Genomic DNA, 25045 nt, shown 5'->3' with positions numbered 1-25045 from the left:
CCGATCACGAGGCCCGACGTCGGGTCCCGACGTCGGGCCTCGAAGACGGAGGAAGAAGCCAGCATGACCACGCACACCCCACGCATCGTGGACCTCAGCGAGACCAAGCCCAACACCCGGCGCGGCGGAGACCTGCGCGCTCTGCTCACCCCCACCGCGGTGGGCGCGACCAGCGGGTTCATGGGCCTCGCCATCGTGCAGCCCGGCGAACGCATCGGCGAGCACTACCACCCGTACTCCGAGGAGTTCGTGTACGTCGTCAGCGGCCTCCTGGAGGTGGACCTGGACGACGTGACCCAGCAGATCCGCCCCGACCAGGGCCTGCTGATCCCGAAGGACGTACGGCACCGGTTCCGCAACGTCGGCGACGAAGAGGCCCGGATGGTCTTCCACCTCGGCCCGCTCGCCCCCCGGCCCGAACTCGGCCACGTCGACACCGAGGAGACCCCCGCCGCGGCGCCGCACGGCAGCCCGCCGCAGCGGTCGGAGGCCGTTTCATGAGGCGGCGGGTGGCGGTCACCGGGGTTGGCATCGTGGCCCCGGGCGGTGTCGGCGCCCCGGCGTTCTGGGACCTCCTGGAGAACGGGCGTACCGCGACCCGCGGCATCACGCTCTTCGACCCGGCGGGCTTCCGCTCCCGGATCGCCGCCGAAGTCGACTTCGACCCCCGTGCCCACGGCCTCGACCGGGAGGACGTCGCCCGCCAGGACCGGTACATCCAGTTCGCCCTGGTCGCGGCCCGCGAGGCGATACGCGACGCCGGGATCGAACCCGGCACCGAGGACCCCTGGCGCATCGGGGTCTCCCTGGGCAGCGCCGTCGGCGGCACCACGCGACTGGAGCACGACTACGTCGCCGTGTCCGCCTCCGGCACCCGCTGGGCGGTCGACCACCGCCCCGCGGGCCCCCATCTGCACCGCGCCTTCACCCCGGCCACCCTCGCGTCGGCGGTCGCCGAACAGGTCGGCGCCAAGGGCCCCGTGCAGACCGTCTCCACGGGCTGCACCTCCGGCCTCGACGCCGTCGGATACGCCTTCCAGACCATCGAGGAGGGCCGCGCCGACGTCGTCGTGGCCGGTGCCTCGGACTCCCCGATATCCCCGATCACGGTGGCCTGCTTCGACGCCATCAAGGCCACCTCCCCCAACAACGACGACCCCGAGCACGCGTCCCGGCCCTTCGACGCCGACCGCGACGGGTTCGTGATGGGGGAGGGCGGCGCGGTCCTCGTCCTCGAAGAGCTCGAACGCGCCCGCGCCCGCGGCGCCACCGTGTACTGCGAGCTCGGCGGCTACGCCACCTTCGGCAACGCGTACCACATGACCGGGCTCACCAAGGAGGGCCTGGAGATGGCCCGAGCCATCGACGAAGCCCTCGACCACGCCCGGGTCGACCGCACCGACGTCGACTACGTCAACGCCCACGGCTCCGGCACCAAGCAGAACGACCGCCACGAGACGGCCGCCGTGAAGCGCTCCCTGGGCGAGCACGCGTACCGCACGCCCATGAGCTCCATCAAGTCCATGGTGGGGCACTCGCTCGGAGCGATCGGCGCGATAGAACTCGTCGCCTGCGTCCTGGCGATGGACCGCCAGGTGGTGCCGCCGACGGCCAACTACCAGACCCCGGACCCCGAGTGCGACCTGGACTACGTGCCGCGCACCGCCCGCCCGCGGAAGCTGCGCACCGTGCTCTCCGTCGGCAGCGGGTTCGGCGGATTCCAGTCCGCGGTCGTCATGACCCGGCCCGGAGGGAGGACCTGATGGGCAGTTCCACGGGTGCCAGGCCCGACAGACGCACCGTCGTCACCGGCATCGGAGTCGTCGCCCCCAACGGCATCGGCGCCGACGTCTTCTGGAAGGCGACGCAGGAGGGCATCAGCGTCCTCGACAGGATCTCCCGCGACGGCTGCGAGCAGCTTCCGCTGCGGGTCGGCGGCGAGGTGCGCAACTTCGAAGCGGGCTCCGTCATCGAGGACCGGTTCGTGGTCCAGACCGACCGCTTCACGCACTTCGCGATGGCCGCCGTCGAACTCGCCCTCGCCGACGCCCGGCTCGGCCGCGCCGACTACGAGGACCAGCCGTACGCCGTCGGGGTGGTCACCGCATCCGGCTCGGGCGGCGGCGAGTTCGGCCAGCGCGAACTGCAACAGCTGTGGGGCCGCGGCTCCCGCTTCGTCGGCCCGTACCAGTCCATCGCCTGGTTCTACGCGGCCACCACCGGCCAGGTGTCCATCCGCGGCGGCTTCAAGGGCCCCTGCGGGGTGGTGTGCAGCGACGAGGCCGGCGGCCTCGACGCGCTCGCCCAGTCCGCCGCCGCGGTCGCCCGCGGCACCGACGTCGTCGTGGTGGGCTCCACCGAAGCGCCCCTGGCGCCCTACTCGGCCGTCTGCCAACTCGGATACCCGGAGCTGAGCCGCGGCGACGACCCGACCCGGGCCTACCGGCCGTTCACCTCCGACGCGTGCGGCTTCGCGCCCGCGGAGGGCGGCGCGATGCTGGTGACCGAGGAGGAGTCGACGGCGCTGCGGCGCGGAGTGCGCCCCCGGGCGTACGTCGCCGGGCACGCCGCCACCTTCACCGGGCCCTCCCGGTGGGAGGAGTCCCGCGAGGGGCTCGCCCGGGCGATCCGCGGCGCGCTCAAGGCCGCCGACGCCGCCCCGGAGGAGGTCGACGTGGTCTTCGCGGACGCGCTCGGCACCCCGGCGGCCGACCGGGCGGAAGCCCTGGCCATCGTCGACGCGCTGGGCGCGCACGGCCGGCGCGTACCGGTCACGGCGCCCAAGACCGGCATCGGCCGGGCGTACTGCGGCGGCCCGGTGCTGGACGTGGCCGCCGCCGTGCTGGCCATGGAACACGGCCTGGTGCCGCCGACGCCGAACGTCTTCGACGTCTGCCACGACATCGACGTCGTCACCGGCCGGGCCAGGCGCACCCCGCTGCGCACGGCGCTGGTGCTCAGCCGCGGGCTGATGGGGTCGAACGCGGCCCTGGTGCTGCGCGGCGCGGCACCCGACTGACCACTGCACCGACCGCGGCGATCGCACCGACCGCGACGGCCGCACCGACCGCGGCGATCGCACCGACGGCCGGTGCACCGCCGCACGCTTCACCGAGCGAGGGCACGAAGGAGTACCACCCATGAGCGAAACGGACAGCACGACCAGCCTCACCCACCGCGAACTGGCCGATCTGATGCGCAAGAACGCCGGCATCAACGTCGACCCCGTCGCGCTGGCGGACAACCCCACCACCCCCTTCGAGGAGTACGGCCTGGATTCGCTGGGCCTCCTCGGCATCGTGGCCACGCTGGAGAACCAGTTCGGCCATCCGATGCCGCAGGACGCGGAGCGCTGCAAGACGCCCCGCGAGTTCCTCGAACTCGTCAACGACACCCTGATGAAGAGCGGAGCCTGACGTGCCCGGACACACCGAGAACGAGATCACCGTCGCCGCCCCCCTGGACCTGGTCTGGGAGATCACCAACGACCTGGAGAACTGGCCGCAGCTGTTCAGCGAGTACGCCTCGGTCGAGATCCTCGACCGGCGCGGCGACACCACCACCTTCCGGCTGACCATGCACCCCGACGAGAACGGGAAGGTGTGGAGCTGGGTCTCCGAGCGCACCCCCGACCGGCAGAAGCGGCAGGTCGCCGCCCGCCGCGTGGAGACCGGTCCGTTCGAGCACATGGACATCCACTGGGAGTACTCCGAAGTGCCCGGCGGCACCCGGCTGCACTGGCGGCAGGACTTCGCGATGAAACGGGACGCGCCCGTCGACGACGCATGGATGACCGACAACATCAACCGGAACTCGAAGGTCCAGATGGCGCTGATCCGCGACAAGATCGAAGCGCGGGCCGGGGCGCGGCGATGAGCCCCGACCCCGCCGCGCCGGCCGCCCACCAGGCGCTGATCGTCGCCCGGATGGCACCGGACGCGGCGCCGGGGATCGCGGAGCTGTTCGCCGAGTCCGACCGGGGCGAACTGCCGCACCTGGTCGGTGTCACCCGGCGCAGCCTGTTCCAGTTCGGTGAGGTGTACCTGCACCTGATCGAGTCGGACCGGCCGCCGGGGCCCGCGATCGCGAAGGTGACGGAGCATCCCGACTTCCAGCGGCTGAGCGAGGACCTGAGGGCGTACGTCAGCGCGTACGACCCGGCGACCTGGCGCAGCCCCAAGGACGCGATGGCACAGCGCTTCTACAGCTGGGAGCGCGGCGGCTGAGCACGGACGCGCCCGACACGGCGACGCCCCGGAGACTCCAGGTCTTCGGGGCGTCGGCTCGACTGCGGTTCCTAGTCCGGAACGACTGCTTCGAAGGCGTGCAGATACGGGTTGATCGGCCGGACCGCGTCGATCCTCAGCCCCGCCTGCGTGATCCGCTCCACCATGCTCTCCCGGGTGTGCTTGGCGCCGCCGACGTTCAGCAGCAGCATCAGGTCCATGCCGGTGGTGAACTTCATCGACGGGGTGTCGTCGACCAGGTTCTCGATGACCACGACCCGGGCGCCGGGGCGGGCGGCGTCGATGACGTTGCGCAGCGTCAGCAGGGTGCTGTGGTCGTCCCACTCCAGGATGTTCTTGATGACGTAGAGGTCGGCGGCGACCGGGATCTCGCGTCGGCAGTCGCCGGGGACGATCTCGGCGCGCTCGGCCAGCGCGCCGCCCTCCCGCAGCCGGGCGTCCGCCTTCGCCACCACCTCGGGCAGGTCCAGCAGGCTGCCCCGCAGGTCGGGGTGCTTCTCCAACAGGCTCGCCAGCACGTGCCCCTGGCCGCCGCCGATGTCGGCGACCGACGCGACGCCTGTCAGGTCGAGCACCTCGGCGACCTCCCGCGCGGACTGCTCGCTCGACGTGGTCATGGCGCGGTTGAAGACCTGCGCCGACTCGTGCGCGTCCTGGTGCAGGTACTGGAAGAAGCCCTTGCCGAACAGTTCGTCGAAGACGGTGTCCCCGGAGCGGACCGCGTCGTCCAGCCGCGGCCACGCCGCCCAGGTCCACGGCTCGGTGCACCACAGCGCGATGTACTTCAGGCTGCGCGGGTGGTCCTCGCGCAGCATCCGGGACATCTCGGTGTGGGCGAAGGTGCCGTCCGGCCGCTCGCTGAAGACGTCGTAGCACGCCAGGGCCCGCAGCAGCCGGCGCAGCGGCTTCGGTTCGGCGGTCACGGCGGCGGCGAGTTGCTCCGCGGTGGCGGGCTCGTCGCCGAGGGCGTCGGCGACGCCGAGCCGGGCGGCGGCCCGCACCGCGGCGGCGCAGGCCGCGCCGAAGGCGAGTTCGCGCAGCCGCATCGCTGGCGGAGGGGCAGCGGGGTCGGTGACGGCGGCGGTCCGGTCGGGTCTGGTGCTCAGGGTGGTCATGGCTTCGTTCTCCTGGCGCGTGGGGGCGGGCCGGGCGGGGCCGACCATGGGGTCCGCCCGGCCCGGCCGGGGTGGTGCGGGGGAAGGTGCGGCGGCTGGCGTCAGCACAGTCCGCCGGGCTTGGACGAGGCGCACTCGTTCCGGGCGAAGGTGTTGCCCGAGCCGTTGCCGCGGTCGACCAGGTCCGCTGCGGTGTTGTCCGTCACGGTGTTGTGCTCGATGACGTTGTTGGTGTTCGTGGCGCCCACGTAGCTCTCGGCCAGGATGATGCCGCCGGCCAGCAGGGTGGTGCTGTGGTGGCCCTTGACGACGTTGCCCCGGATCTCGGTGGCGTCCGAGCCGGTGAGCACGATGCCGGAGCCCTGGATCGCGGGCAGCCGGGGCGTCTTGGCGCAGTACTTGTTGTTCTCGCGGATGTCGTTCGAGCGGATCGTGATGTCACCGGAGCCCGGCCGCGACTCGTCGCTGACGACGAAGATCCCGGCGCAGTTCGCGGAGATCTCGTTGGTCTGCGCGGACACGTTCCTGATCCGCTTGAGCATGATCCCGAGCCGGTTGTCGGTGAGCGTGTTGTCCGCGACGACCGAGCGGAGGCTGTCGTGGGCCGCGGCCTCCTGCCCGACGATGTTCGTCAGCATGATGCCGGCGTCCTTGTTGCCGCGGGCGACGTTGTCGCGGAACTCGGCCCGGGTCGACGCCTCCTGCCCGATGCCCCAGGTGCCGTTCTTCTCGGCCGTCACCTGTCGCACGGTCAGCCCGTCCGTGTGGGAGGCCCACAGCCCGCCCTTGGCGAACCCCGAGACCGTCAGGGAGCGGATGGTGACCCCGCTGACCCGCGCGTCCTTCGTACCGATGACACAGATGCCGTTGCCGCCCTTCGCACAGGCGTGCTCGGCCCTGCGGCGCTCGGCGTCGGCGGGCGGCGCGATCACCGTGCCGGGCCCGGCACCGCGCAGGGTGATGTCCGAGGTGGTGATCTGCACGCTCTCCCGGTACGTGCCGGGGGCGAGGACGACGACGTCCCCGGGCTTGGCCGCGTCCACGGCCGCCTGCACGGACTCGCCGGGCTGCACCGTGTGGCGCGCGCCGTGGTGACCGGCCGCGGTGGCCGCCGTCGGCGCCGCGGCCACGCCGGACACCAGCGCGGCGGCGGCGACGGCCAGGGCGCCGACGCGCCGCCGACGACGGCTGGGCAATCTGTGGTTTTTATGGGTTTTCGTCATGAGGCCGAAGCTAGGGGCGTTCCGGTGACCCTGCCACACGGGGTGACCAGATGGCTTCACGCTGTGCTGCGACCGGGTTGCCTTCCCGCCCCCGCCCCGGCAGGCGCGGTCTCGCCGTGCGGTGTGCTGCGGTGTGGCGTCTGCGGCCTGTCTGTGCCTGGTCGCGCAGTTCCCCGCGCCCCTGTTTCGCTTCCCCCGCCATTCGCCTGCGGGCTGGAGGTGGAGGTATTTAGGGGCGCGAGGAACTGCGCGAACAGCCCACCACCGGCCAGTGGAGATTAACGCTCCATCAGGGAAACGGCGGGGCTGTTAGGGGCGCGAGGAACTGCGCGACAAGCCACAGGCAAGCCACAGACGCCGCGGCGCAGCCCGCCGCACGGCGGAACCGCGCCTGCCAGGGCCCGGGCGGCGTCGAACGGACGTGCTCACCGTGCTCGGAGTGACGCCGAGTGGTCGATCGCCTACGTTGAGTCGGTGATCGGTTCGCGGCTCGGCGCGCTCGCCGGCAGGTCCCGGGGACGCCTCGTCCTGCTCGTGGGCCTCGCCGTGCTCGTCGTCGCGCACCTCGCCGGCGCCGTGCACCGGTCCGGGTCCACCGGGCCGCACCTCACCGTCGCCGCAGCGCCGTGCCATCACGAGGCCGCCGGCGCCTCCGCGCCCGCGCACGAGGGCGACGACGGGGGCGAGCACATCGACCACGGGTTCGACCGGCCCCGCGCCGCGGACGCGGACGCGGCCACCGCGCCGCAGCCGGACGCGGCGATCGAACCCGTCGCGCGCCGCGGCCCGTACCGGCCGGCCCCGTTCCGCGGCGCGGACGGCAGAACGACGCTCGTACGCCACTGCGTACTGCGGCAGTAGGCCGCGCCGCGCACCCCACCCCCCGGTGATCGCACCGGCAGTGCGGTGCGCCCGCGCGCCCCTGCACCTTCTGCCCATGCGCACCCGCGCCCTCGCCGCGGTGCGCAGGAGTCACGCACATGAACCGTTCCCCGTCGCTACCGCACGCCCCCGCGCCCAAGCGCCGACCCGCGCAACTGGTCGGCTCCACCCCCGTCCTGTGGATCGACGAACCCTTCGCGCCGCCCGGGCGCGGGTTCCACGCCAAGTTGGAGGGGGCCAACCCCGGCGGCATCAAGGACCGGCCCGCCCTGCACATGATCAAAGAGGCCCGCCGCCGCGGCGAGTTGGCGCCCGGCGCCCCCGTCGTGGAGTCGTCCAGCGGGACCCTCGGCCTCGGGCTCGCACTGGCCGGGCTGACCTACGGCCACCCCGTGACCGTCGTCAGCGACCCCGGGATGGAACCCGCCCTGGTGCAGCTGCTCGCCTCGCTCGGCGCGCGGGTGGACCAGGTCACGGCGCCGCACCCCGCCGGGGGCTGGCAGGAGGCCCGTCGGCTGCGGGTCGCCGAGCACCTGGCCCGCCGCCCGCAGGCGTACTGCCCCGACCAGTACGGCAACCCCGACAACGCCGCCGCCTACGGCCCGCTCGCCGCCGAACTGGTCGCCCAACTCGGCCGGGTCGACGTCCTGGTGGCCGCGGTCGGCACGGGCGGCCACTCGGCCGGGATCTCCGCCGCCCTCAGGGCGGCCAACCCCGACCTGAAGGTGATCGGCGTCGACGCCGTCGGCTCGACGATCTTCGGCCAGCCCGCCGGGCCCCGGCTGATGCGCGGCCTCGGCTCCAGCATCCACCCCGGCAACGTCGACTACGCGACCTTCGCCGAAGTGCACTGGGTCGCAGCCGCCGAAGCGGTGTGGGCCTGTCGGCTCCTCGCCCGCCGCCACTACGCCTCCGGAGGGTGGAGCGTGGGCGCGGTCGCGCTGGTCGCCGGCTGGGCGGCCCGTACGCTGCCTGCCGCAACCCGGATCGCGGCTGTCTTCCCCGACGGGCCCCACCGCTACCTGGACACCGTCTACAACGACGCCTGGTGCCACGGACACGGCCTTTTGGGCGCACCGCCCGCAGCCGACCCGGACGAGATCGCCGAGCCCGACGAACGCGCCGTCCGACGGTGGACGCGGTGCCGACGGGTCCGCGACCCGCTGGGCCGCGCCCCGCTGTCCGCGACGGCCGGGGCCGGCCCCCGGTGAGGGCCGCCCGGGCCGCCCTGGCCTCCTTCGACCCCGCCGTACGGCTACTGATGTACAACCAGTTCGGCATCAACCTCGGCTTCTACATGCTGATGCCGTACCTGGCCGACCACCTCGCCAACGGGCTGGGCATGGCGGCGTGGACCGTGGGCCTCGTCCTCGGTGCGCGGAACCTGTCCCAGCAGGGCCTGTTCCTCGTCGGCGGCGCGCTCGCCGACCGCTACGGCTGCACCCCGCTGATCGTCGCGGGCTGCGTGCTGCGCACGGTCGCCTTCGCCCTGCTCGCGGTGGCGAGCACCCTGCCCCTGCTGATCGCGGCCCTGCTGCTCACCGGCTTCGCCGGGGCGCTGTTCAACCCCGCCGTCCGGGCCCAGTTGGCCGCCCGGGCCGGGGAGGAGCGCCGGGTGGCGGCGTTCGCCCTCTTCAACGTCTTCTACCAGGCCGGCATCCTCGCCGGGCCCGTCGTCGGCCTCGCGCTGCTGACGTGGGACTTCCAGATGGTCTGCGCCGTCGCCGCGGCCGTCTTCGGGCTGCTTGCGGCGGGCCAGATCCGCTCGCTCCGCGGCGACGGCGCCGCGGAGTCGACAGACCGGGGCGCCCGACCGGCCTGGCGGACGGTCGCGGACGGCTGGCGCGCCATCGTCGCCAACCGGCCGTTCGTGCTGTTCGCCGCCGCCATGAGCGGCTCCTACGTACTGGCCTTCCAGCTCTATCTGGCGCTTCCGCTGCGCGCGAGCGAGGTCTTCGGCGCGGACTCGGGCCCGGTGACCGGAGCCGTCTTCGCCGTCTCGGCGCTCGCCGCCGTCCTCGGGCAACTCCGCCTGACGGGCTGGGCGAAACGCACCCTCGCGGGGCCGCCGGCGATCGCCGTCGGACTGCTGGTGATGGGCGCGGCGTTCCTCCCCCTCCTGGTGCCCGTGGGTACGAGCGCGGGCGCGGCCCCGCGGGCGGTGGCCCTGGCCGCACTCGTGCTCTGCGCCGCGCTGCTGGCCTGGGGCGGCGCGCTGCTCTACCCCTTCGAGATGGACACCGTCGTACGGCTGGCGAAGGGGCGCCTCGTCGCCACCCACTACGGGGCGTACAGCACCGCGTCAGGCGTGGCGGTCTGGCTGGGCAACCTCGCCGTGGGTGCGCTGTTCGACCTCGGGGCGGCATGGCTGCCGTGGGTCGCGCTGGCCGCCACCGGCGCCGGTTGCTCGGCCGCGGTGGCCGCACTGCACCGGCGCGGACACCTGACCTCCCGCAACGAGGAGCGCACCACCGCTTCGGCCGAGCCCGCCGCGTCCGCCGAATAGTCGAACAGCCGAACAGTCGAAGGGGGCCGGCGCTCGACGGAACGGCACCACCAGACCGGCCCGGTGGTCCACGGAACGGACTCCGGGCCGGTCGCCCCGAGGGCCCATATGTCGGTCCTCATCGATAATGCGAACTATGTCGAAAAAGTTCGATAGCCCGCACGAGCCGTCGACCCTCACGGTCAAGGGCCGGGACGTGCGGTTGCGCACCATCGGCCTGGTGCTGCTCGCCGCCCTGGCCATCTGGTTCATCGCCGCCAACACGGGGTCCGTGACCATCAGGCTCTGGATCCCCACCGTCACTCTCCCGCTCTGGAGCGTCCTCACGGTCACCCTGGTCGTGGGCATCGTGCTCGGCCTGCTCATCGCCCGACGCCGCGCGCGGCGGTGAACGGCAAGGCCGCCCGTCGGCGGGTCCTGGGCGAGGAGTCCGCCACGCTGCAGTCGCACCTGTCGCGGCTGTCCCGACTGCTGCCCTTCCTCCTCATCGCGGTCGGGATCGCGTTCCAGATCGCCACCCCCGCTCAGCTCAGCGGCACCCCGTTCTTCATCGCCGCCCCACTGATGGCCGCGCCGCTCTTCAGCACCGGACAGACCGTGGCCATCGGCGGGCTGGCCCTCGCCACCGCCGTGGCGCTGTGGGTGATCGAAGGGGAGGACGGCGACCCCGCCTCCCTGCGGAACTCGGTGACCCAACTGACCACGATCGTGTTCGTCACCGCCATCGCCGTCCTCCTGAACGTCGTGGTGCGCCGCGGACGCGATCAGCTCGCCTCCTCCCGCGAGGTGGCCGAAGCCGCCCAGCGCGCGGTGCTCCCCACCCCCGCCGAGAACATCGCGGGGCTGCGGGTGGCCGCCCGGTACGAAGCGGCCCAGCGGGAAGCCCTGATCGGCGGCGACCTCTACGGCGTCCGCCCCACACCCTTCGGCGTACGGCTGGTGATGGGCGACGTCCGGGGCAAGGGCATCGCCGCGATCGAGACCGTCTCCGTCGTCCTCGGCGCCTTCCGGGAGGCCGCGGACCAGGAGGAGACGCTGCACGCGGTGGCTCGGCGGCTGGATTGGGCGCTCGACCGGGAGCGGCTGGCCCGCGCGGGCGCCGACGACCCGGAGGACTTCGTCACCTGCGTCCTCGTGGAGATCCCCGCCGGCCACCGGGTCGTACGCGTCCTCAACTGCGGTCACCCCGCCCCCCTCCTGCTGGACGTCGAGGGGCGGGTCACCGCCCTCGCGCCCCGGTCCTTCCGCGTGCCGCTGGGCATGACGGACCTGGCCCCCGCCCACCACGGGCCCGACACCTGGGACTTCCCGCCGCAGGCCACGCTGCTCCTGTACACCGACGGCATCTCGGAGGCGCGGGACGCCGCCGGCGTCTTCTACGACCCCGCCGCATGGCTGACGGGCCGCGGGTTCCCGACCCCGGCCCGGCTCCTGAGCACCCTCGTCGACGACGTGCGCCGCTTCTCCGGCGGCCTCACCACCGACGACACCGCCCTGCTCGCCGTGTACCGGCCGCTGCCGCACCCGGTCCGCTGAACCGGCGCGCGAGGCCGCTCGTCACGGCCGGTCCGCCTCGACCCGCGCCCCCCATCGCCCGGTCGGCGGCCCGGGCCCGCAGCCGGTCGAGGTCGCCGACGAAGAGGCTCTCGTCGTACAGGCTGTTGATCGCCTGCACCGTGCCTCCGAGGCTGGTCGTGCCGGAGCGCAGGGCGAGCACGGCGGTCCCCGCCGCGGACATCGCCACCGCGCCCGAACTCGGCGCCGGCCACCAGCCGCACCGCCGGCGCGTCGGCTTTACGCGCAAGACGGACGGTGGTGCGCACCAGCGCGGGCAAGGTCCGCAGCACCGGCCACAGGCCGAGCCGGGCGAAGGCGCCGTCGTGGGTGCCGGCGCCGTCGGCGTACAGGAGGGCCCGCCGAAGAGGAGGTGCTCCGAGAAGTCCCCGGGCCGGGCGTCTGGCGGTGGATGGGTCGGCACGGAGTCCTCACGACGTCGGATGCGGGGCGACGCCGAGGTGCGGGGCTCCGTCAGGAGTTGCGCACCATGATGTCGACGAAGGTCTGCATGAGGCGCAGCTGCGGCACCCACTCCTGGACGAACAGCCACTGGCCGTTCGGATTCAGCTCCAGGAAGACGTGCTCGTCGTCGGGCGTCACGATGAAGTCGAAGGCCCCGTAGCGCAGGTCGAACTCGTCCAGCAGCGCGAGACAGGCGTCCGCCACCGATGGGGGGAGCTCGCCGACGGTCGCCCGGGGCTGCGAGTCCTGACGGCGCCAGTCGTACCTCGTTAGCTCGTTTTGCTGGGACTCGATCCGACAGGTGAAGATCTGGTCCTCGAAGACGGTGACCCGCAACTCGTGCTTCTTCTCCACGAGTTCCTGGAACATGCAGGCGCTCTGCCGCACGCTCTCGACCTTCGCCATGTCCTCGTCGGTGAACGGCCGGACCAGCGGCATGCCGGGCACGAACGTGTCGGGCGCGTGGTTCGCCACCTCGCCCGGCAGCAGGAACGGGCCCGTCATGGACTTGAAGACCATCCGCCGCGAGCACTCCTCGTAGAACGCGCGCACGTCCTCGGGGTCGTTGGTGACGACGGTCCTCGGCGAGGTGAGGCCGTGGGCCGCGCCCCTGGCCATCTGGATCATCTTGCTGTTGGCGTTGCGGATGTTGTTCGGGTCGCTCATCCAGTAGACGTCGGGATCGGCGAGGACGAGGTCCCACAGCCCCTTCAGGGCGGCCTCGCTCTCCCGCCTGGCGTAGGGGAACTCGACCCGGGAGAGGGACGGCGAGGGCCGGGCCACGAAGGGCTTGCGCCACCACACGGCCTTGATGCCGTCGAGGTCGATCGACCCGTCCTCGGTGTGCAGCCTGTTGGACCACTTCCCCCGCCGGAAGACCGAGTCGAGCCGTGCGCGCTGCGGAACGTCCTCGGGGTAGAAGAAGGCCGACTCCCGGCCGTTCCTGCGCAGCACCTCGGCCGCGGCGTAGGCGGTGGTGTCCCACCTCGCCGTGACGATCAGAATCGTCGCGTTGCCCATGACGTCACCCTCACCCTGTTCTGTCGAAGGACTCTCACCGTCGAGCGGTCGAACCGGGGCGGGGCACCGCGTTCCCCGCGGTCCGGAGAACGGCCCGTCACGTCGACGTCCTGCCGGCGCACCCGGAATACCGAAGGAGACCCGCCCCGATTCACCGGGTCCCGAGACCTACGCGACCGGCTCGATCACCGGGGCCACGGGACCGCGTCACGCTGCGTTCCGCACGGATGCGTCAGTCGTCGTTCTGCCACTCGTTGTCGCTGTCCGCGTCGGGAACGGTGTTGGTACTGGTGTGGTTGGCCATGCCGCCGCTCAACGCGAAGGGCGCGGTCGGCTCGGGGTCCATCAGGTACTCGACGAGCCGGTCGAGCTGCTGCTGGGCGTCCAGGTCCGCGAGGACGTCCGTGGTGCCCTTGATGGGCTCCACTTCGCTCAGCAGATGGCTGGCCATGACACGCGGTGCGGTTTCCATTCACGTCCCTTTCTGTGCGTCTTCTGTGCGTCGTGTTCCTGGCTGCGCGGTGCGTTCGTGTGCTCGTGAGGCAGCTCCCTTCGGCGGAGGCTTCAGCCGCCGGCGACGGCGGCCAGGATCGACACCGTGGTACCGGGCGCGACGACGGGGTCCACCGGACCCAGGCTGCGTACGTCGTCCTCGCCGACGTAGACACGGACGAAGGGGAGGGGTTGGAAGCGGTCGTTGACGATGCGCCCGACGAGGAGCGGAAACGCGTCGTGCATGTTCTCCAGCACCTGACGCACCGTGCCCCCTTGCACGGAGAAGCGCAGGACGCCTCCGGTGAACTGCGCCAAAGACGACGGGAGAGCGATGTGGACGTCACCCACGGGATCACCTCGGACGGCTAGGGAACGGACGGGACGGGAGTCAGGCGGGGGTCTTGAGGGGCACGGCCCGCGGAATGCTGTTGCCGCCCCTGCCGGGGTAGTCGAGGCCGGGGCAGACCACCCTGGCCACCGACATGAGCTCGGGCCGGGTCGACAGGTCGGCGACGACCGGTGGCATCCCGGTGTGCCGTTCGACCCGGGCGGCGACGTCCCGCAGCTCCGCGTCGAGGTCGTCGTGGGCGGCGCCGTACCCCTCGGTCGCCTCGGCCAGGGGCCGCCCCGCGACCGCGGACAACAGGGGGTCGGACACATGGGGCGGCCGGAAGTCGGACGGCAGGTTGTCACGGGTGGTGGCGATCCTGGTGAGCCGCGTCTGGACCGCCTCGGTGATCGCCCGGCTCATGGCCACGGCGACGTCCAGGTGGGCGCCGGAGCCCGCCGCGACGAGCGGGTAGAGCGGGGACCAGACGAACGCCACGAACACGGGAACCGACAGGTCGTTGCGGACCATCGCCACCTCGCACTGCACGTCCGCGTGGGCCAGCCGGTCGAGCAGGGACACCAGGTGCTCGTCGTGGACGGTGGAGAGGTCGACCGGTACGCGGGCGTCCGGGCCGAAGGAGTCGAGTCCGGCCAGCGCGTGGCGCTCGATCACCTCGTAGATGCCGTGCAGGCACGCCTCCGACGACGAGTTGCCCGACGCGAGGCCGTTGGAGGTGGTCCGGAACACCCGGGGCTCCCACTCGTCCGGGACCAGGGACGACAGGTGCAGCAACTGGACCGGCAGCGGCACCGGGGTGCCGTCGGTCAGCGTGCGGCCCTGCGTCCAGCCGAGCCGCACGTGTTCGAGCGGCTGGCTCAGCGGCCGGACGTTCAGCGCCCGCATCGGATAGGGGAGTTCGAGGTCGTGGGCGGTCGCTTCGAACCGGGGCGGGGCGAAGCGCTCCGCGTGCCACATCTCGATCGACTCCATCGCCGCGGATATCCGGGCCAGGAGCGGGGTGGCCCCCTTGCCCTGGGAGGTGCCGTACGTCTGGGACAGCGGGCGGACCGCCATCATCACGGGGATGCCGATGTGGTCCAGATGGGTCACGTCGGCGACCCGGGTGATGCCGAAGTCCCCGAGGTGCGGTGCGATGCGCGACCACGTCGCTTCCGCCGAAGCGGCGCGGTGCGTTCCCTTCAGCACGACCTTCTTCGTCATGCCGTCTCCGCCCGTCGGTGCTTCTGCCCTTTGACGGCCCCGACGACGAACGGTTGGAGGATCCTGACCGCCGCCTTCACGGTGGGGATCCCACGGCTGCGGCACTCGCGGGACAGCTCGTCGGACGAGATCCGCCACAGCTGGCACAGCAGGAGCCTGCTGGCGCCGTCGGAGAGCACGTTCGACGATTCCTGACGCAGGGGGTCGGCGTTCAGGCGGGCGAATTCCTCCGCCTGCTGGAGATGGAGAACAACGGCCTCGACGTCCGACGGTTCCTCGGCGTCCAGCAGGAGTTCCACCTCGTAGGGATCGCTCAGATCGGGTATCGGGCAGATGAAGTCGAACAGCCAGCTCCCTTTCCCCCTTGTGCTCGACTCCGGGAACCGTGCCACGCCGATCTTCCTGGAATAGGAGTCCGCCAGATCGCCCTCGTGTTCCCCGGGAGATTCCCGCTGGTGTCGCCGGTGGGTCTCCTCCACATACCGTTCCCAGGTGCGCGCATAACGAGGGTTGAAGATCTGCTGGTACGCGAGACGGCGGCCCAGCGGAGGGTCCCCGGCCATTCCCACGAAATGGTTGCTCCACCGGCGAAGGAACACCGTCTTCCACTCGGTGCCCTCCGTCCCCGTCACCCGTGCGACGACACCGGAGGCGACGAAGCGGCGTGCCGCGGCGACGGCGGAGAGGCAGTCCTTGCGCTTCAGGTCGAAGACGTACGGATCGGCGGCCACCTGTCGCCCGTACCACCGCGCCAATTCGGGCCGGCCGATCTGACGCAGGATGCGCAGGACGCGTTCCGGCGTCCGTGAGGGGTAGTACTCGCGGCGGAGCGCCGCGACGACGCCGTCGACCTCCTCCTCGCGCAGCAGGCCAGCGGAGCACGCGGCCCGCGCCGCGGCGTGCAGGTTGACCAGGGGAACGCTCAGGCTCGTGTACGGCGGTTCGCCCTCGTGCGCCACCGCCACCGCGTCGTCGCCGTCGAACACCCCGGCGCGGTAGAGCTCGTACACGGCGCCGACGCCCCGCATTCCGAAGGCGCTCAGCTCCAACGCCCGCAGGGCGCCGATGCTCGCCGCGCCGATGACGGTCACGCCTCGGTCCAGTGCGTACAGGTATTCCTTGTGACGCGGGCCCAACCTCTGGTGGTAGAAACCGTCGACGACCACCGCCACGTCCCCGGGAGCGAAGTCAGCGGAGAAGAAGTCCCCGTGGGAAACCGGTGGATGCAGTACGACTTCCGGGAACCGTCGGAGTATTTCGTCCGCCGGGCACGTCGGGCCGACATGGACATGGATCCTTCCCTTGGTCATGGGCCATCCCTCTGATACCGAGACGCGGAAGAACATCCTTGAGAAGGAACTCTAGAAGAGATGCGGAATCTTCTGCTGATCAGGATTGCGGGGTCCGTGACGGAAGTTGCGGGTCACCGAGCGCGCCTTGGAACTCCTGCGCCGTTTCGTACGTGGTCGTGATCCGATTTCAGGTGCCCGTGGTCATGGCACGGACGGGTACCGCCCTCGCTGCCGGTACTCCGACGGCGAGCAGCCGACGTGCTTCCTGAACGCCCGGGCGAAGTTCGCCGGGTTCGGGAAGCCGCAGACCCTGCCCACCTGGTTGATCGGGTCCCGGCCCGCGGCCAGCAGGTGGCGGGCGGCGTCCATCCGCAGTCCGGTCAGGTACTGCATGGGCGTCTTCCCCGTGGCGACGGAGAAGCGCCGCAGGAAGTGGTAACGGCTGAGATGCGCCTGGCCGGCCAACTCGTTCAGCGTGATGTTCTCCGACAACCTCCGCTCCATGTAGGTCCGTACGGTGAACAGCTGTTCCGCACTGAGACCGCCCGCGCCCGGGGACGCGGCCCGGAACGGATGGAGCAGGTACTGGGCCAGGTAGTGCGCGGCGGCAACGGCGTAGGGCTGCCCCGCACCCGTCCGCCAGGCGTTCAGCAGCACCGGTGCCATGGATGCGATGTGCGGGTCGAAGGCGCGCAGCGTGTGCAGCTCCGCGACGTCCCGGACGGGGGCCGTCGGGTGCGCGTCGAGGGTGTGCTGGAGGATGGGCAGGGGGAGCTGGATGCAGACCACGGTGAACGGCAACCGTCTCGGCGGCGTTCGACCCAGCCGCACGTGGTTGTTGGGCGCGATCCGACAGATCTCGCCGGGCATGAGCGTGGCGCTCCGTCGGCCGTGACCGTCCCGGCCCTGTATCAGGCACGACCCCTGTAACGGCGTGATGATCCCGAACCGTTCGTCCGGTATCCGGTACGCCCAGGCGTCGCCGTCGATCCCCGTGGCTTCCTTCTCCAGCACCAGCTCCTGCCAGCGGAAGTCGTGCAGTTGAGCAGCCATGTGGGTCTCCCTTGCGTGAAGGTGTGGGCGGTGCGCGGGAGGCGGGCAGCCGGCGTCACCGGGACCAGTGCCGGTACTGGTACTGGTGCTGGTCCTGGTGTGAGTGCGCCGCGGGCGCGGCCCGGAGCCTCGGCGACCGCTTCGCGGCACCGTGAAGGAACGCGTCGGGCTCGGGCCCGGGCACCGCGTCGTGCGGTGCCGATGGCCCCGGTCCCGTGAGTGCTTGCGTCAGCCGGCCGGTCGGGTGTCTGCGATCTGCGCCAGCCACTGTCCGAGCAGGGCCGACTCGGCCGACGTGAAGGGCTGTGGGGTGAACTCGTGCAGGGAGGACGCCAGCGTGGTCGCCGCCGCCTTCCGCGCGTCGTCCGCCGGCGAGGCGTCGGTGGACGGTTCGATCAGGATGGCCCGGTGGATCGCGTCGCGGACCAGGACCGACAGGTGCCCGTCCGGGTACTGCGAGGGACGGGAGATCAGGGCGAGCGCGACGCCGGTGTTCGCGGCCATGACCATGCGGGCGGCCTCCTCGGGAGGCACCCGGAGGCGTCCCTGCACGGCCAGCCGGTCGAGGACTTGACGCAGCAGGCGCATGGCCTCCGCCGTCGCCTCGGGCACGGAGCGCAGCGTCGGCGAGAACATCAGCTTGTAGGCGTTGGGGTTGGCCAGCGCGAACGCGGTGTGGCTGTCCCACCCCGCCCGCAGGTCGGCCAGTGGGTCCTCGGACTTCTTGGCGGCCCGCTTGACCGCCAGGTACTGGTCCCAGATGTGGTCGATCGTCGCCGAGAGCAGATCGTCCTTGTCATTGAAGAACCGATACAGCACGGGTTGTTGCACGCCGGCCGCCTCGCACACGGCGCGGGTGGACACGTCTCCGCTCGGCGACCCTGCCAGCAAGGTCGCCGCAGCCTCGATTATCGCCGATCTCGTATCCACGCAGTCGACGATAGCGCCCCCTGCATTCAATGACAACAAGAATCTGTATCGCCGATACGGCCGCGGCCGGCGCCGCCGGCCGCGGTCATGCGCACGACGGGAAGCGAGTGAAACGTATGGGTTTGTCGAGTTTGGTGCTATTTGTAGGTAGAGCGCATGGGTGGGAATTACTTGAAGCGGTATAGCCGGTCGACTGAGAAATGCCCCGCTCATGATGGGTTTCGCTCGTTCGGCGGTTTTCCGTCGTGCGGGCGGGCTTCATCCTGATGCCGTTCGGGAGATCTCGGTGAGGCCCTTGGTGGGGTAGATCGGTCGGGTATTGCGATGCGTTTCTTGGTGGATTCACAGAGGGGGTCGGCGCGAGCCCTGGCGTGTGCGATTGCTGCTTTGCTGATCACCTGGGTGGGAATGAGCGAGGCGACGTCGGCGCAGGGCGTGTTCACCTACACCGATGCGGCGACGGGGCGGCTGGTCTCGCTGGAGTATCCGTTGGACGCCAAGTGCTACGCGGCCAATGCCTCCGGTCATGCGCAAAACGGCACGGACAAGACTGCCCAATTGTTCGATGGCTATTCGTGCTCGGGGCTGCTCGTCGGTGAAATCGAATCGGGCGGGGTGCGGGGGCATGCGAAATTTCATTGGGTGCGGTTCATCTAGCGGGGCCGGTCCGGAATCGAAAGGAATCACGTCGTGAGGCGAAAGTCCATGCTGGCGGCGGTGACCGCTGGTCTTGCGCTGGTGCTGTTGGCGCCGATGGGCGGCAGCGCCGCCGAAGGCTACTTCTACTACACGACTCCGAACAACCAGCGGACGTTCGTGAAGGATCCGGAAGACCTGCACTGCTACAAGAGGGAGGGGATGGGTTTGACGAAGAACCTCACCGACACCCCCGTGGACGTGTACGGAAATTCGCAGTGCCTCGGAAGCCCGCTGGACACCCTGCAAGCGGGAGACGAGGAGACGGTTACCTTCACGGCGTTCCGGTTCCGCCCCGGTGAATTGCCTCGCTGAATTCCCTCGGTGATCCCGGGCCTTCGTCCGTCAACCAACGCGCGCCGCGGGCGCCGTCGGTTGGTGTGGTGGTGTGATGTGGCGCGGTGTTGGGGTGACTTGGACTGGTCGGGCACGTGGGCGAGGTGATCGTGCTGGTGCACTGGCATGGTCACCGCCCGGGCAACGGACCTGGGCCCACATCGAAGGGATTCGCCACCATGAGGCGAAAGTCCACGCTGCTGTCAGCGGCGACCGCTGCCCTTGCGCTGGTGCTGCTGACGCCGACCGGCGCCAGTGCCAGTGCCGAGGGCTACTTCTACTACACGACCAAGAACAAGGTGCAGTACATCAAGGACCCGCACGTCGAGGAGTGCTACAAGCGGGACGCCGACGGACACACCGAGAACGCCACCAACAAGACGGCGTACCTCTACGACAACACCCAATGCCACGGAACGCCGATCGAGACGATGCACCCCGGCGACTCCGAGCAGGTGCAGTTCCAGGCTGTGTACTTCCTGCGTTGACCTCGTTGCCGCCCCGCGTCGAGCGGGGCGGCAACTCGGGACCGCTCGGACATCCCCCGGATGCCGACCGCGGTCACAACCGTCGCGGCGTCAGCGGAGGAACTTCAAGCCGGCGAAGCTGATGCTCTCCACGTCGCCCGGGCGCATCGAGTCGATGGGCGTGCCCAGACACTGCGCGTTGTCGTAGAGGAACACCGTCTTGTTGGTCTCGTTCGAAGCGTGCCCGTTCCCCTCGCGCTTGAGGCACTCGTCGTCGTGCGGGTCCTTGATGAACTTCAGCGCCCCGTTGCTGGTGTAGTAGAAGTAGCCCTCGGCGGCGCCGGCTCCCAACGGTGCCAGCAGCGCCAGGGTCAGCCCGGCGATCGTCGCGCCGAGCAATGTGGTCCTTCTTCTCACGGCAGTCAGCCCTTTCCGATTCGCGCCGGGTCCATTGCCCCGGCCTCGTCCCTGCCAGTGCACCAGCACGATCACCTCGGCCACGTGCCCGACCAGCCCAAGTCACTCCAACACCGCGCCACATCACACCACCACAGTCATTCGCCGATCGGCGAAACGGACGGTCCACCCGGTCGGAGGCTGGCGGCACAACCTCCGGCGGTGAAAAGGTGAATCACGCGCACCAGCCGCATTCGGATTGGTGTGCGGAGAACGGCAACTCGCAGCAGACGACGAGAGATCCGGAACTCATGCCAGGTTACAAGCTCTTCATCACCCAGGACCCCGGGGCGCCCTACGCCAATGTCGACGACGTGACCATCGGAGGCCACGTGGTGGGTTCGGCATGGCACCACATCCTCCCCAAGGGGGATTTCCGGCACGATGGCGGTGCGAACCTTGCAGCTGGTTTGGCATCCCTGTGGAACACGATGATTCTGAAGAACAACGACGCCAGAATCGCCAAGCCGGTTCTTGACGCGATCATCCGCAGGATCGGGGATTACGGGACGAACCTCACCGCGGTCGACATCGAGCAAGCGAAGACCGTCGCCAAGGATCTCCGGGACGGGAAGATCACTCATCCGGGAAGCGGCACTCCGGACGGCTGGGACAGCTTCATCCAGGTGTACATCTGGCTGCCCGGAAACCTCTTCAGAGGGCCGCGGAACCGGGCGGACGACCCCAAGAACGGTTTCGACACGCCCGCTCAGTTGATCCTTCCCCAGAAGGATCAGTACAACTTGCTGTACGACGCCTATGGTGAAATCACCGCCTACCTCGGCAACCCGAGCAAGACGGGGTACGCCCAAACGGCCTTCACGAAGCTCGGGAAGGTCGCGGACACCTATCGAACGCGAACGGAGTTCTCCGCCGCCCAGTGGACGTGGGACTCCGGCAAGAACGCGCCGAAGGTCAAGGGCAGCAAGTAGACCCGACGAGCCCGCTGCGACGTCGGATGATTCGCCAACGAACTGGGGCTCCGGGCGCGGTCCGGAGCCCCAGTTCGCTCCAGTCGATGGGGCGACAGATCAGGAGTGTCGCCGCGCCGCCTACCGGTCCCGGGCGGGAGCCGCGATCCGGGCGCCCAGGCTGTCCCGCTCGTCCTGCGGCCAGTCGGCCCGCTCCTCCAGCAGCCCCCGTCCCGAGGCGTGCGCCCGGGATTCGGAAGCGGCCCAGGCGAACACGCCCTTCGCCATGGCGGAGGTGGCCCTCCGGGCGCGCTGCTCGTAGACCTCGGCGCGGATCGCGGCGACCGTCACGTCTTCGGGTTCGGCCCGGGCAGCCCATTCGACGAGGTGTCCGGCGAGCCGGTCGGCACCCTCGGCGAGCAGTTCCCGCGCCCGGGCGGCCAGCGCTCCGGCGCCGCCGGCCAGGGCCGCCACCTCCGCGGCGAGTGCGGACTCCGGTGCGGGCTTGAGGTGGGCCGGGTTCTGGTCGTACCAACCCCCGTACAGCCGCCACAGGTTGCGTACGACGAACTCGGGCTCGTCGTACGAGGGCTGGAGGTACGGCAGGTCCCGCAGTCCGTGCGGCGGCGCGACCGCGTGCAGGACCTCGTCGAGGGTGGCCCCGGTGTTCATGAGCTCCAGGGTCTGGGTGACGAGGGACTCCAGGTACGCCGCCGTGTTCTCCAGCGCCTCACGGACGCGGTCGGCGCCGAGGATGGGCACGCCGTGGCCGGGCAGCAGGGTCTCCGCCCCCAGCAGCGCCATCTGCCGCAGGGCGCGGGCCCAGTCCTCGGCGTAGCGCTGGACCTTCTGCGGGTTGCCGGCGTTGGGGGAGCTCCAGATGAACAGGTCGCCCGTGCACAGGGTGCGCAGTTCGGGTATCCACACGTAGGTGGCGTCGTCGGTCTCCCCGCGCGCGTGGACCAGTTCGAAGGTGAGGTCCCCCCGGCGCAGGGTGAGGCCCTCGCGGTACGTGGTGTCCGGCGCGCGGTAGTCGGTGGGCCAGGTGAGCCGGGGCTGGCGGAACTGGCGGCGGTTGATCGCGCCGTTGTACCCGGCGGTCCGGGCGTAGCGCTCGAACCGCTCGACGACGGCCTCGTGCGCGAACACCTCCGGCCGCGGCGCACCGCGCTCGTCGGCCTCGGCGTCGAAGGGGTGCACGCCGAAGACGTGGTCGAGATGGCCGTGGGTGAAGACGACGGACGTCAGCGCCGCGGACGACCAGTTCCGCACCGCGGCGTGCAGTTCGTCGGCGCTGCGCCACTCGCCCGAGTCCACCATGACGAGACCGTCGCCGGTGTCGAAGACGGCGACGTTGGCGAACCCGGTGAACAGGCCCGTGCGTTCGCCCACCGGGACCAACCCGAGGTCGCGCCAGCGCCCCGAGAGGTGGTCGACCAGCGGCGCCCGGCCGTGCCAGACGCGGTCCACGTACTCCAGATACTCCGTTGTGCTGTGCTGCGTCACAGGGCCCTCCGTCAAGGGAACGTCTCCAGCGGCTTGCGCTTTGGCCTATTAGCCTCGGAAGTCTCGTGACCGGGCGGGTTCGGTGCCAGTGCCTTGCCCCACAGGAGTTCGGGGGCGAGACTGTGACGCATCACAGAAACCGGTACGTGTTGGAGACGGCATGGGCGACAGCGACGCGATACGGGCGATCACCGAGCGCTGCGAGCGCAGGGTGAACGAGATCACCCGCCGGATCACCGTCGCGGAACTGGCGGCGGTGCCCGGTCTGCGTGAACTTCCCGGTGACGCCAGGGACACCGAGTTGGCCGCTTCGGTCCGGCACGGCCTGCGGCTCTTCCTCCGTCTCGCCCGCGGCGACGACGCACCGGGTGCCCGCGGCATCGACCACTTCCGCGAACGGGCCGCCGTGCACGCCGAGGAGGGGATCGCCCTCTCCGCCGTGCTCCAGGGGCACCTCGTGTGCAGCCGGGCGCTCTGGTCCGCCCTTCAGGAGTGCGCCCTGCCGGACGAGTCGACCGCGCTGCTGCGGCTGGCCGACCAACTGCTCGCGGCCCAGGCGCGGGTGCTGGGCGAGGTCGCCGACACGTACGCGGCCACCCGCGCCGCACTGGAGTCCGAGCGACAGGAGGAGCTGAGGGCCCTCGCCCGGGCGCTGCTGGCCGGCACCCTCCCCACCGAGCGCCGCTGCGAACTGGGCGTGACCGACGGGGGCCTGGTGATCGCCCTGCACCTCGGTCGGCTGGGCTCCGCGGTCGCGGCGCAACGGCGGCTGCGTCGGCTGCGCACCGACGTGGAGCGGCTGACGGGGACTCGACCGCTGATCCACTTCGAGGATCCACGAGGGGGCCAGGGGTACGTCGTCCTGCCCCACGGGCCGGACGGCGACGACGGATCGCCGCGGGAGCTGGCCGCGCGCCTGGACCGCGGCCTCGGTGAACCGACCCACCTGGCGTGGGCGGAGGCCGCCGGGTCCGAAGGGATCGCCACGGCGGCACGGACCGCCGTCGAGGTGCTGCGGGTGGTCCGCTCGCTCGACCGTCCCCCGGGCGCGTACGCCCTGGACGACGTCCTGTTGGAGTACCACCTCTCCCGGCCCGGGGAGAGCGGACGGGCCCTCGCGGGGGTGCTGGATCCGGTGGGCGGCCACCCCCAGCTGATGGAGACGCTGCGGGCCTATCTCGACGAGGGCCAGGACCGTCGCGCCACCGCGGAACGCCTCGCCCTGCACCCCAACACCGTCGACAACCGCATCGCCAGGGTCCGGGCCCTCACCGGCGTCGACGCCTCGACACCCCGCGGCTTCGCCCGGCTGCTCGCCGCGCTCGTCGCCCGCGACCTGCGGAGCGAGCCGCCGCCCAGCGCGCCGTCCTGACGCAGCGCGCCGTAGGCCCCCGGTGCGCGTGGGGTGCCGGGCCGGGCGCGTACGCGTCAGTGCCGCGCGAGTCGTACGGCGTCCCGCTCGGGCCGCAACCACACCAGGCTCACCACTGCAGCGACGACCAGCAGCCCGGCCGAGAGCAGGTATCCGTCGCGGTAGCCGGCGGCAGGGGTCGCCGCCGCGTCGACCACCGTGCCGACCGTCCACGGGGCCAGCCCGCCGGCGAGGGAGAAGACGAAGGACAGGGCTCCGAGCGAGACGCCCCGCCGGGCCGCGGGCGCGATCCGTCCCACCGCGAACTCCGCGCGACCGTTGCCCGTTCCGCGACCGTCGCCCGTTCCGTCATCATGGGCCTTCTCGGCGCCTCCGCACCTCCGCACCTCCGCACCTTCGGTGAGGCCGGAGTCCGGCCCCTCCCTGCCGAGTCGGGCCCAGACCACCGCCCACACCAGGCCGATCACCCCGACGGTGCCGAAGGCGGCGCGCCAACCGAAGCGGTCGATGACGACGGAGAGGACGGGGCCGGCGACGACCACCCCGGCGACGGCTCCCACGTTCACGATCGCGAGCGGAAGCTGACGCTCACGGGCCCGAACCAGCCGAAGAGGTGGTGGAACGCCACGGGGGCGGCGGGCCCTGTGGAGGCCGCGCCGAACTCGCTCCGGGGCAGGTCCATTTCCTCCGTGATCGGCGTCGCGGCCAGTCCGAGCACGGCCTTGTCGGCGAAGTTGACCAGCATGAAGCCCAGGAGCAGCCAGGTCGCCCGCCACCCCTGGCGCAGCACTGCGTCCCGTTCGGGCGTTGCCGGCGCCGTGGACGGGATCCTGGGGCTTTGCGTCGTCATCGGTTCCTCCTCGACGTCATCGCTTCCTCCTCGACACCGGTCCGGCCGCCGGGGAGGGCTTCCCGGCGGCCCGGGGCGCGTGTTTCGGGGAATGTGCTGACCTCGCGCCACGAGGGG

At 71.2% G+C, this 25045-nt stretch carries 29 protein-coding genes; 16 read left to right on the top strand and 13 right to left on the bottom strand.

Annotation, left to right across the window (positions count from 1 at the left end; translation table 11 throughout):
• Positions 1-63 precede the first annotated feature (63 nt).
• The 6 genes from ABZ842_RS09275 to ABZ842_RS09250 all read left to right on the top strand — a co-directional run bounded on the left by ABZ842_RS09275 (position 64) and on the right by ABZ842_RS09250 (position 4226).
• A complete protein-coding gene (locus ABZ842_RS09275; protein WP_361534256.1) occupies positions 64-501 on the top strand; it encodes a cupin domain-containing protein in 438 nt (145 codons plus the stop codon).
• A complete protein-coding gene (locus ABZ842_RS09270) occupies positions 498-1763 on the top strand; it encodes a beta-ketoacyl-[acyl-carrier-protein] synthase family protein (protein ID WP_361534253.1) in 1266 nt (421 codons plus the stop codon). Before ABZ842_RS09275 ends, ABZ842_RS09270 begins: the two co-directional genes overlap by 4 nt.
• Complete coding sequence (locus tag ABZ842_RS09265; RefSeq protein ID WP_361534250.1) at positions 1763-3019, top strand: ketosynthase chain-length factor; 1257 nt, start codon at positions 1763-1765, stop codon at positions 3017-3019. Before ABZ842_RS09270 ends, ABZ842_RS09265 begins: the two co-directional genes overlap by 1 nt.
• A gap of 121 nt (positions 3020-3140) precedes the next feature.
• Positions 3141-3416: an acyl carrier protein gene (locus tag ABZ842_RS09260; protein ID WP_361534247.1), complete on the top strand. Its 276-nt coding sequence runs from the start codon at positions 3141-3143 to the stop codon at positions 3414-3416.
• 1 nt (position 3417) lies between these two features.
• The gene (locus ABZ842_RS09255; RefSeq protein ID WP_361534244.1) at positions 3418-3876 is read left to right on the top strand and encodes an SRPBCC family protein; all 459 of its coding nucleotides are present in this window, start codon (positions 3418-3420) and stop codon (positions 3874-3876) included.
• Complete coding sequence (locus ABZ842_RS09250; RefSeq protein ID WP_361534241.1) at positions 3873-4226, top strand: TcmI family type II polyketide cyclase; 354 nt, start codon at positions 3873-3875, stop codon at positions 4224-4226. The genes ABZ842_RS09255 and ABZ842_RS09250 overlap by 4 nt, the downstream gene beginning before the upstream one ends.
• Positions 4227-4297: 71 nt before the next feature.
• Here ABZ842_RS09250 and ABZ842_RS09245 read toward each other — a convergent pair whose 3' ends face one another.
• Both ABZ842_RS09245 and ABZ842_RS09240 read right to left on the bottom strand, forming a co-directional pair.
• Entirely contained in the window at positions 4298-5362 is a 1065-nt protein-coding gene (locus tag ABZ842_RS09245) for a methyltransferase (protein ID WP_361534238.1), read from the bottom strand.
• Positions 5363-5463: 101 nt separating this feature from the next.
• The gene (locus ABZ842_RS09240; protein WP_361534235.1) at positions 5464-6558 is read right to left on the bottom strand and encodes a right-handed parallel beta-helix repeat-containing protein; all 1095 of its coding nucleotides are present in this window, start codon (positions 6556-6558) and stop codon (positions 5464-5466) included.
• Positions 6559-7059: 501 nt separating this feature from the next.
• Between ABZ842_RS09240 and ABZ842_RS09235 the strand changes: the two genes are divergently transcribed.
• From ABZ842_RS09235 to ABZ842_RS09215, 5 genes are all read left to right on the top strand, one after another.
• Positions 7060-7446 carry a hypothetical protein gene (locus ABZ842_RS09235; protein ID WP_361534232.1) on the top strand — a complete coding sequence of 129 codons (387 nt, stop codon included), beginning with the start codon at positions 7060-7062 and terminating at the stop codon, positions 7444-7446.
• 119 nt (positions 7447-7565) lie between these two features.
• Positions 7566-8678 carry a pyridoxal-phosphate dependent enzyme gene (locus tag ABZ842_RS09230; RefSeq protein ID WP_361534229.1) on the top strand — a complete coding sequence of 371 codons (1113 nt, stop codon included), beginning with the start codon at positions 7566-7568 and terminating at the stop codon, positions 8676-8678.
• A gap of 50 nt (positions 8679-8728) precedes the next feature.
• Entirely contained in the window at positions 8729-9973 is a 1245-nt protein-coding gene (locus ABZ842_RS09225) for an MFS transporter (protein ID WP_361534367.1), read from the top strand.
• Positions 9974-10109: 136 nt separating this feature from the next.
• Positions 10110-10364: a LapA family protein gene (locus ABZ842_RS09220; RefSeq protein WP_361534226.1), complete on the top strand. Its 255-nt coding sequence runs from the start codon at positions 10110-10112 to the stop codon at positions 10362-10364.
• Positions 10361-11509: a PP2C family protein-serine/threonine phosphatase gene (locus ABZ842_RS09215; protein WP_361534223.1), complete on the top strand. Its 1149-nt coding sequence runs from the start codon at positions 10361-10363 to the stop codon at positions 11507-11509. The genes ABZ842_RS09220 and ABZ842_RS09215 overlap by 4 nt, the downstream gene beginning before the upstream one ends.
• Before the next feature lie 492 nt (positions 11510-12001).
• Here ABZ842_RS09215 and ABZ842_RS09210 read toward each other — a convergent pair whose 3' ends face one another.
• The 7 genes from ABZ842_RS09210 to ABZ842_RS09180 form a co-directional block, all read right to left on the bottom strand.
• Positions 12002-13012: an MvdC/MvdD family ATP grasp protein gene (locus ABZ842_RS09210; RefSeq protein WP_361534220.1), complete on the bottom strand. Its 1011-nt coding sequence runs from the start codon at positions 13010-13012 to the stop codon at positions 12002-12004.
• 232 nt (positions 13013-13244) lie between these two features.
• A complete protein-coding gene (locus tag ABZ842_RS09205) occupies positions 13245-13484 on the bottom strand; it encodes a hypothetical protein (protein ID WP_361534217.1) in 240 nt (79 codons plus the stop codon).
• A 92-nt stretch (positions 13485-13576) separates the two neighbouring features.
• Complete coding sequence (locus ABZ842_RS09200) at positions 13577-13855, bottom strand: MoaD/ThiS family protein (protein ID WP_361534214.1); 279 nt, start codon at positions 13853-13855, stop codon at positions 13577-13579.
• A 40-nt stretch (positions 13856-13895) separates the two neighbouring features.
• Positions 13896-15059, bottom strand: a complete 1164-nt coding sequence (locus ABZ842_RS09195) for a YcaO-like family protein (RefSeq protein WP_361534211.1) — start codon at positions 15057-15059, stop codon at positions 13896-13898.
• Positions 15056-16225 (bottom strand): TfuA-like protein, encoded by a 1170-nt coding sequence (locus ABZ842_RS09190; RefSeq protein ID WP_361534208.1) that lies wholly within the window; start codon positions 16223-16225, stop codon positions 15056-15058. Before ABZ842_RS09190 ends, ABZ842_RS09195 begins: the two co-directional genes overlap by 4 nt.
• Positions 16226-16552: 327 nt before the next feature.
• Positions 16553-17404, bottom strand: coding sequence for an AraC family transcriptional regulator (locus ABZ842_RS09185; RefSeq protein ID WP_361534205.1), 852 nt, complete (start codon positions 17402-17404; stop codon positions 16553-16555).
• A gap of 228 nt (positions 17405-17632) precedes the next feature.
• Positions 17633-18334 carry a TetR/AcrR family transcriptional regulator gene (locus ABZ842_RS09180; RefSeq protein ID WP_361534202.1) on the bottom strand — a complete coding sequence of 234 codons (702 nt, stop codon included), beginning with the start codon at positions 18332-18334 and terminating at the stop codon, positions 17633-17635.
• 387 nt (positions 18335-18721) lie between these two features.
• Here ABZ842_RS09180 and ABZ842_RS09175 point away from each other — a divergent pair, with 387 nt between their 5' ends.
• From ABZ842_RS09175 to ABZ842_RS09165, 3 genes are all read left to right on the top strand, one after another.
• Positions 18722-18991 (top strand): hypothetical protein, encoded by a 270-nt coding sequence (locus tag ABZ842_RS09175; protein WP_361534199.1) that lies wholly within the window; start codon positions 18722-18724, stop codon positions 18989-18991.
• A gap of 33 nt (positions 18992-19024) precedes the next feature.
• Complete coding sequence (locus tag ABZ842_RS09170) at positions 19025-19345, top strand: hypothetical protein (RefSeq protein ID WP_361534196.1); 321 nt, start codon at positions 19025-19027, stop codon at positions 19343-19345.
• Between the two features lie 200 nt (positions 19346-19545).
• Positions 19546-19854, top strand: coding sequence for a hypothetical protein (locus ABZ842_RS09165; protein ID WP_361534193.1), 309 nt, complete (start codon positions 19546-19548; stop codon positions 19852-19854).
• Between the two features lie 90 nt (positions 19855-19944).
• On the opposite strand, the gene ABZ842_RS09160 is transcribed toward ABZ842_RS09165, so the two are convergent.
• On the bottom strand, positions 19945-20250 hold the full coding sequence (locus ABZ842_RS09160; RefSeq protein ID WP_361534190.1) for a hypothetical protein: 306 nt from the start codon (positions 20248-20250) through the stop codon (positions 19945-19947).
• A 290-nt stretch (positions 20251-20540) separates the two neighbouring features.
• On the opposite strand from ABZ842_RS09160, the gene ABZ842_RS09155 reads away from it, so the two are divergent.
• Complete coding sequence (locus tag ABZ842_RS09155) at positions 20541-21221, top strand: hypothetical protein (protein ID WP_361534187.1); 681 nt, start codon at positions 20541-20543, stop codon at positions 21219-21221.
• A gap of 120 nt (positions 21222-21341) precedes the next feature.
• Here the strand turns inward: ABZ842_RS09155 and ABZ842_RS09150 are convergent, their stop codons facing one another.
• Positions 21342-22706 (bottom strand): alkyl sulfatase dimerization domain-containing protein, encoded by a 1365-nt coding sequence (locus ABZ842_RS09150; protein WP_361534184.1) that lies wholly within the window; start codon positions 22704-22706, stop codon positions 21342-21344.
• A 160-nt stretch (positions 22707-22866) separates the two neighbouring features.
• On the opposite strand from ABZ842_RS09150, the gene ABZ842_RS09145 reads away from it, so the two are divergent.
• A complete protein-coding gene (locus ABZ842_RS09145) occupies positions 22867-24078 on the top strand; it encodes a helix-turn-helix domain-containing protein (protein ID WP_361534181.1) in 1212 nt (403 codons plus the stop codon).
• A 56-nt stretch (positions 24079-24134) separates the two neighbouring features.
• Here ABZ842_RS09145 and ABZ842_RS09140 read toward each other — a convergent pair whose 3' ends face one another.
• Together ABZ842_RS09140 and ABZ842_RS09135 are read right to left on the bottom strand one after the other, a co-directional pair.
• Positions 24135-24644 (bottom strand): hypothetical protein, encoded by a 510-nt coding sequence (locus ABZ842_RS09140; protein WP_361534178.1) that lies wholly within the window; start codon positions 24642-24644, stop codon positions 24135-24137.
• Positions 24641-24928, bottom strand: a complete 288-nt coding sequence (locus ABZ842_RS09135) for a hypothetical protein (protein WP_361534175.1) — start codon at positions 24926-24928, stop codon at positions 24641-24643. The genes ABZ842_RS09140 and ABZ842_RS09135 overlap by 4 nt, the downstream gene beginning before the upstream one ends.
• Positions 24929-25045: the final 117 nt, after the last annotated feature.

The sequence above is a fragment of the Streptomyces sp. NPDC047315 genome (assembly GCF_040643215.1).
Taxonomy (GTDB): domain Bacteria; phylum Actinomycetota; class Actinomycetes; order Streptomycetales; family Streptomycetaceae; genus Streptomyces.
This window is presented reverse-complemented; position numbering and strand designations above follow the sequence as displayed.

Bases quoted from the DNA above. Each gene is read 5' to 3' on its own strand.
- ABZ842_RS09205 (WP_361534217.1), bottom strand. From the start codon at position 13,484: ATGGAAACCGCACCGCGTGTCATGGCCAGCCATCTGCTGAGCGAAGTG.
- ABZ842_RS09195 (WP_361534211.1), bottom strand. From the start codon at position 15,059: ATGACGAAGAAGGTCGTGCTGAAGGGAACGCACCGCGCCGCTTCGGCG.
- ABZ842_RS09220 (WP_361534226.1), top strand. From the start codon at position 10,110: ATGTCGAAAAAGTTCGATAGCCCGCACGAGCCGTCGACCCTCACGGTC.
- ABZ842_RS09185 (WP_361534205.1), bottom strand. From the start codon at position 17,404: ATGGCTGCTCAACTGCACGACTTCCGCTGGCAGGAGCTGGTGCTGGAG.
- ABZ842_RS09210 (WP_361534220.1), bottom strand. From the start codon at position 13,012: ATGGGCAACGCGACGATTCTGATCGTCACGGCGAGGTGGGACACCACC.
- ABZ842_RS09145 (WP_361534181.1), top strand. From the start codon at position 22,867: ATGGGCGACAGCGACGCGATACGGGCGATCACCGAGCGCTGCGAGCGC.
- ABZ842_RS09275 (WP_361534256.1), top strand. From the start codon at position 64: ATGACCACGCACACCCCACGCATCGTGGACCTCAGCGAGACCAAGCCC.
- ABZ842_RS09270 (WP_361534253.1), top strand. From the start codon at position 498: ATGAGGCGGCGGGTGGCGGTCACCGGGGTTGGCATCGTGGCCCCGGGC.
- ABZ842_RS09225 (WP_361534367.1), top strand. From the start codon at position 8,729: ATGTACAACCAGTTCGGCATCAACCTCGGCTTCTACATGCTGATGCCG.
- ABZ842_RS09135 (WP_361534175.1), bottom strand. From the start codon at position 24,928: ATGACGACGCAAAGCCCCAGGATCCCGTCCACGGCGCCGGCAACGCCC.
- ABZ842_RS09230 (WP_361534229.1), top strand. From the start codon at position 7,566: ATGAACCGTTCCCCGTCGCTACCGCACGCCCCCGCGCCCAAGCGCCGA.
- ABZ842_RS09165 (WP_361534193.1), top strand. From the start codon at position 19,546: ATGAGGCGAAAGTCCACGCTGCTGTCAGCGGCGACCGCTGCCCTTGCG.
- ABZ842_RS09265 (WP_361534250.1), top strand. From the start codon at position 1,763: ATGGGCAGTTCCACGGGTGCCAGGCCCGACAGACGCACCGTCGTCACC.
- ABZ842_RS09155 (WP_361534187.1), top strand. From the start codon at position 20,541: ATGCCAGGTTACAAGCTCTTCATCACCCAGGACCCCGGGGCGCCCTAC.
- ABZ842_RS09250 (WP_361534241.1), top strand. From the start codon at position 3,873: ATGAGCCCCGACCCCGCCGCGCCGGCCGCCCACCAGGCGCTGATCGTC.
- ABZ842_RS09260 (WP_361534247.1), top strand. From the start codon at position 3,141: ATGAGCGAAACGGACAGCACGACCAGCCTCACCCACCGCGAACTGGCC.
- ABZ842_RS09245 (WP_361534238.1), bottom strand. From the start codon at position 5,362: ATGACCACCCTGAGCACCAGACCCGACCGGACCGCCGCCGTCACCGAC.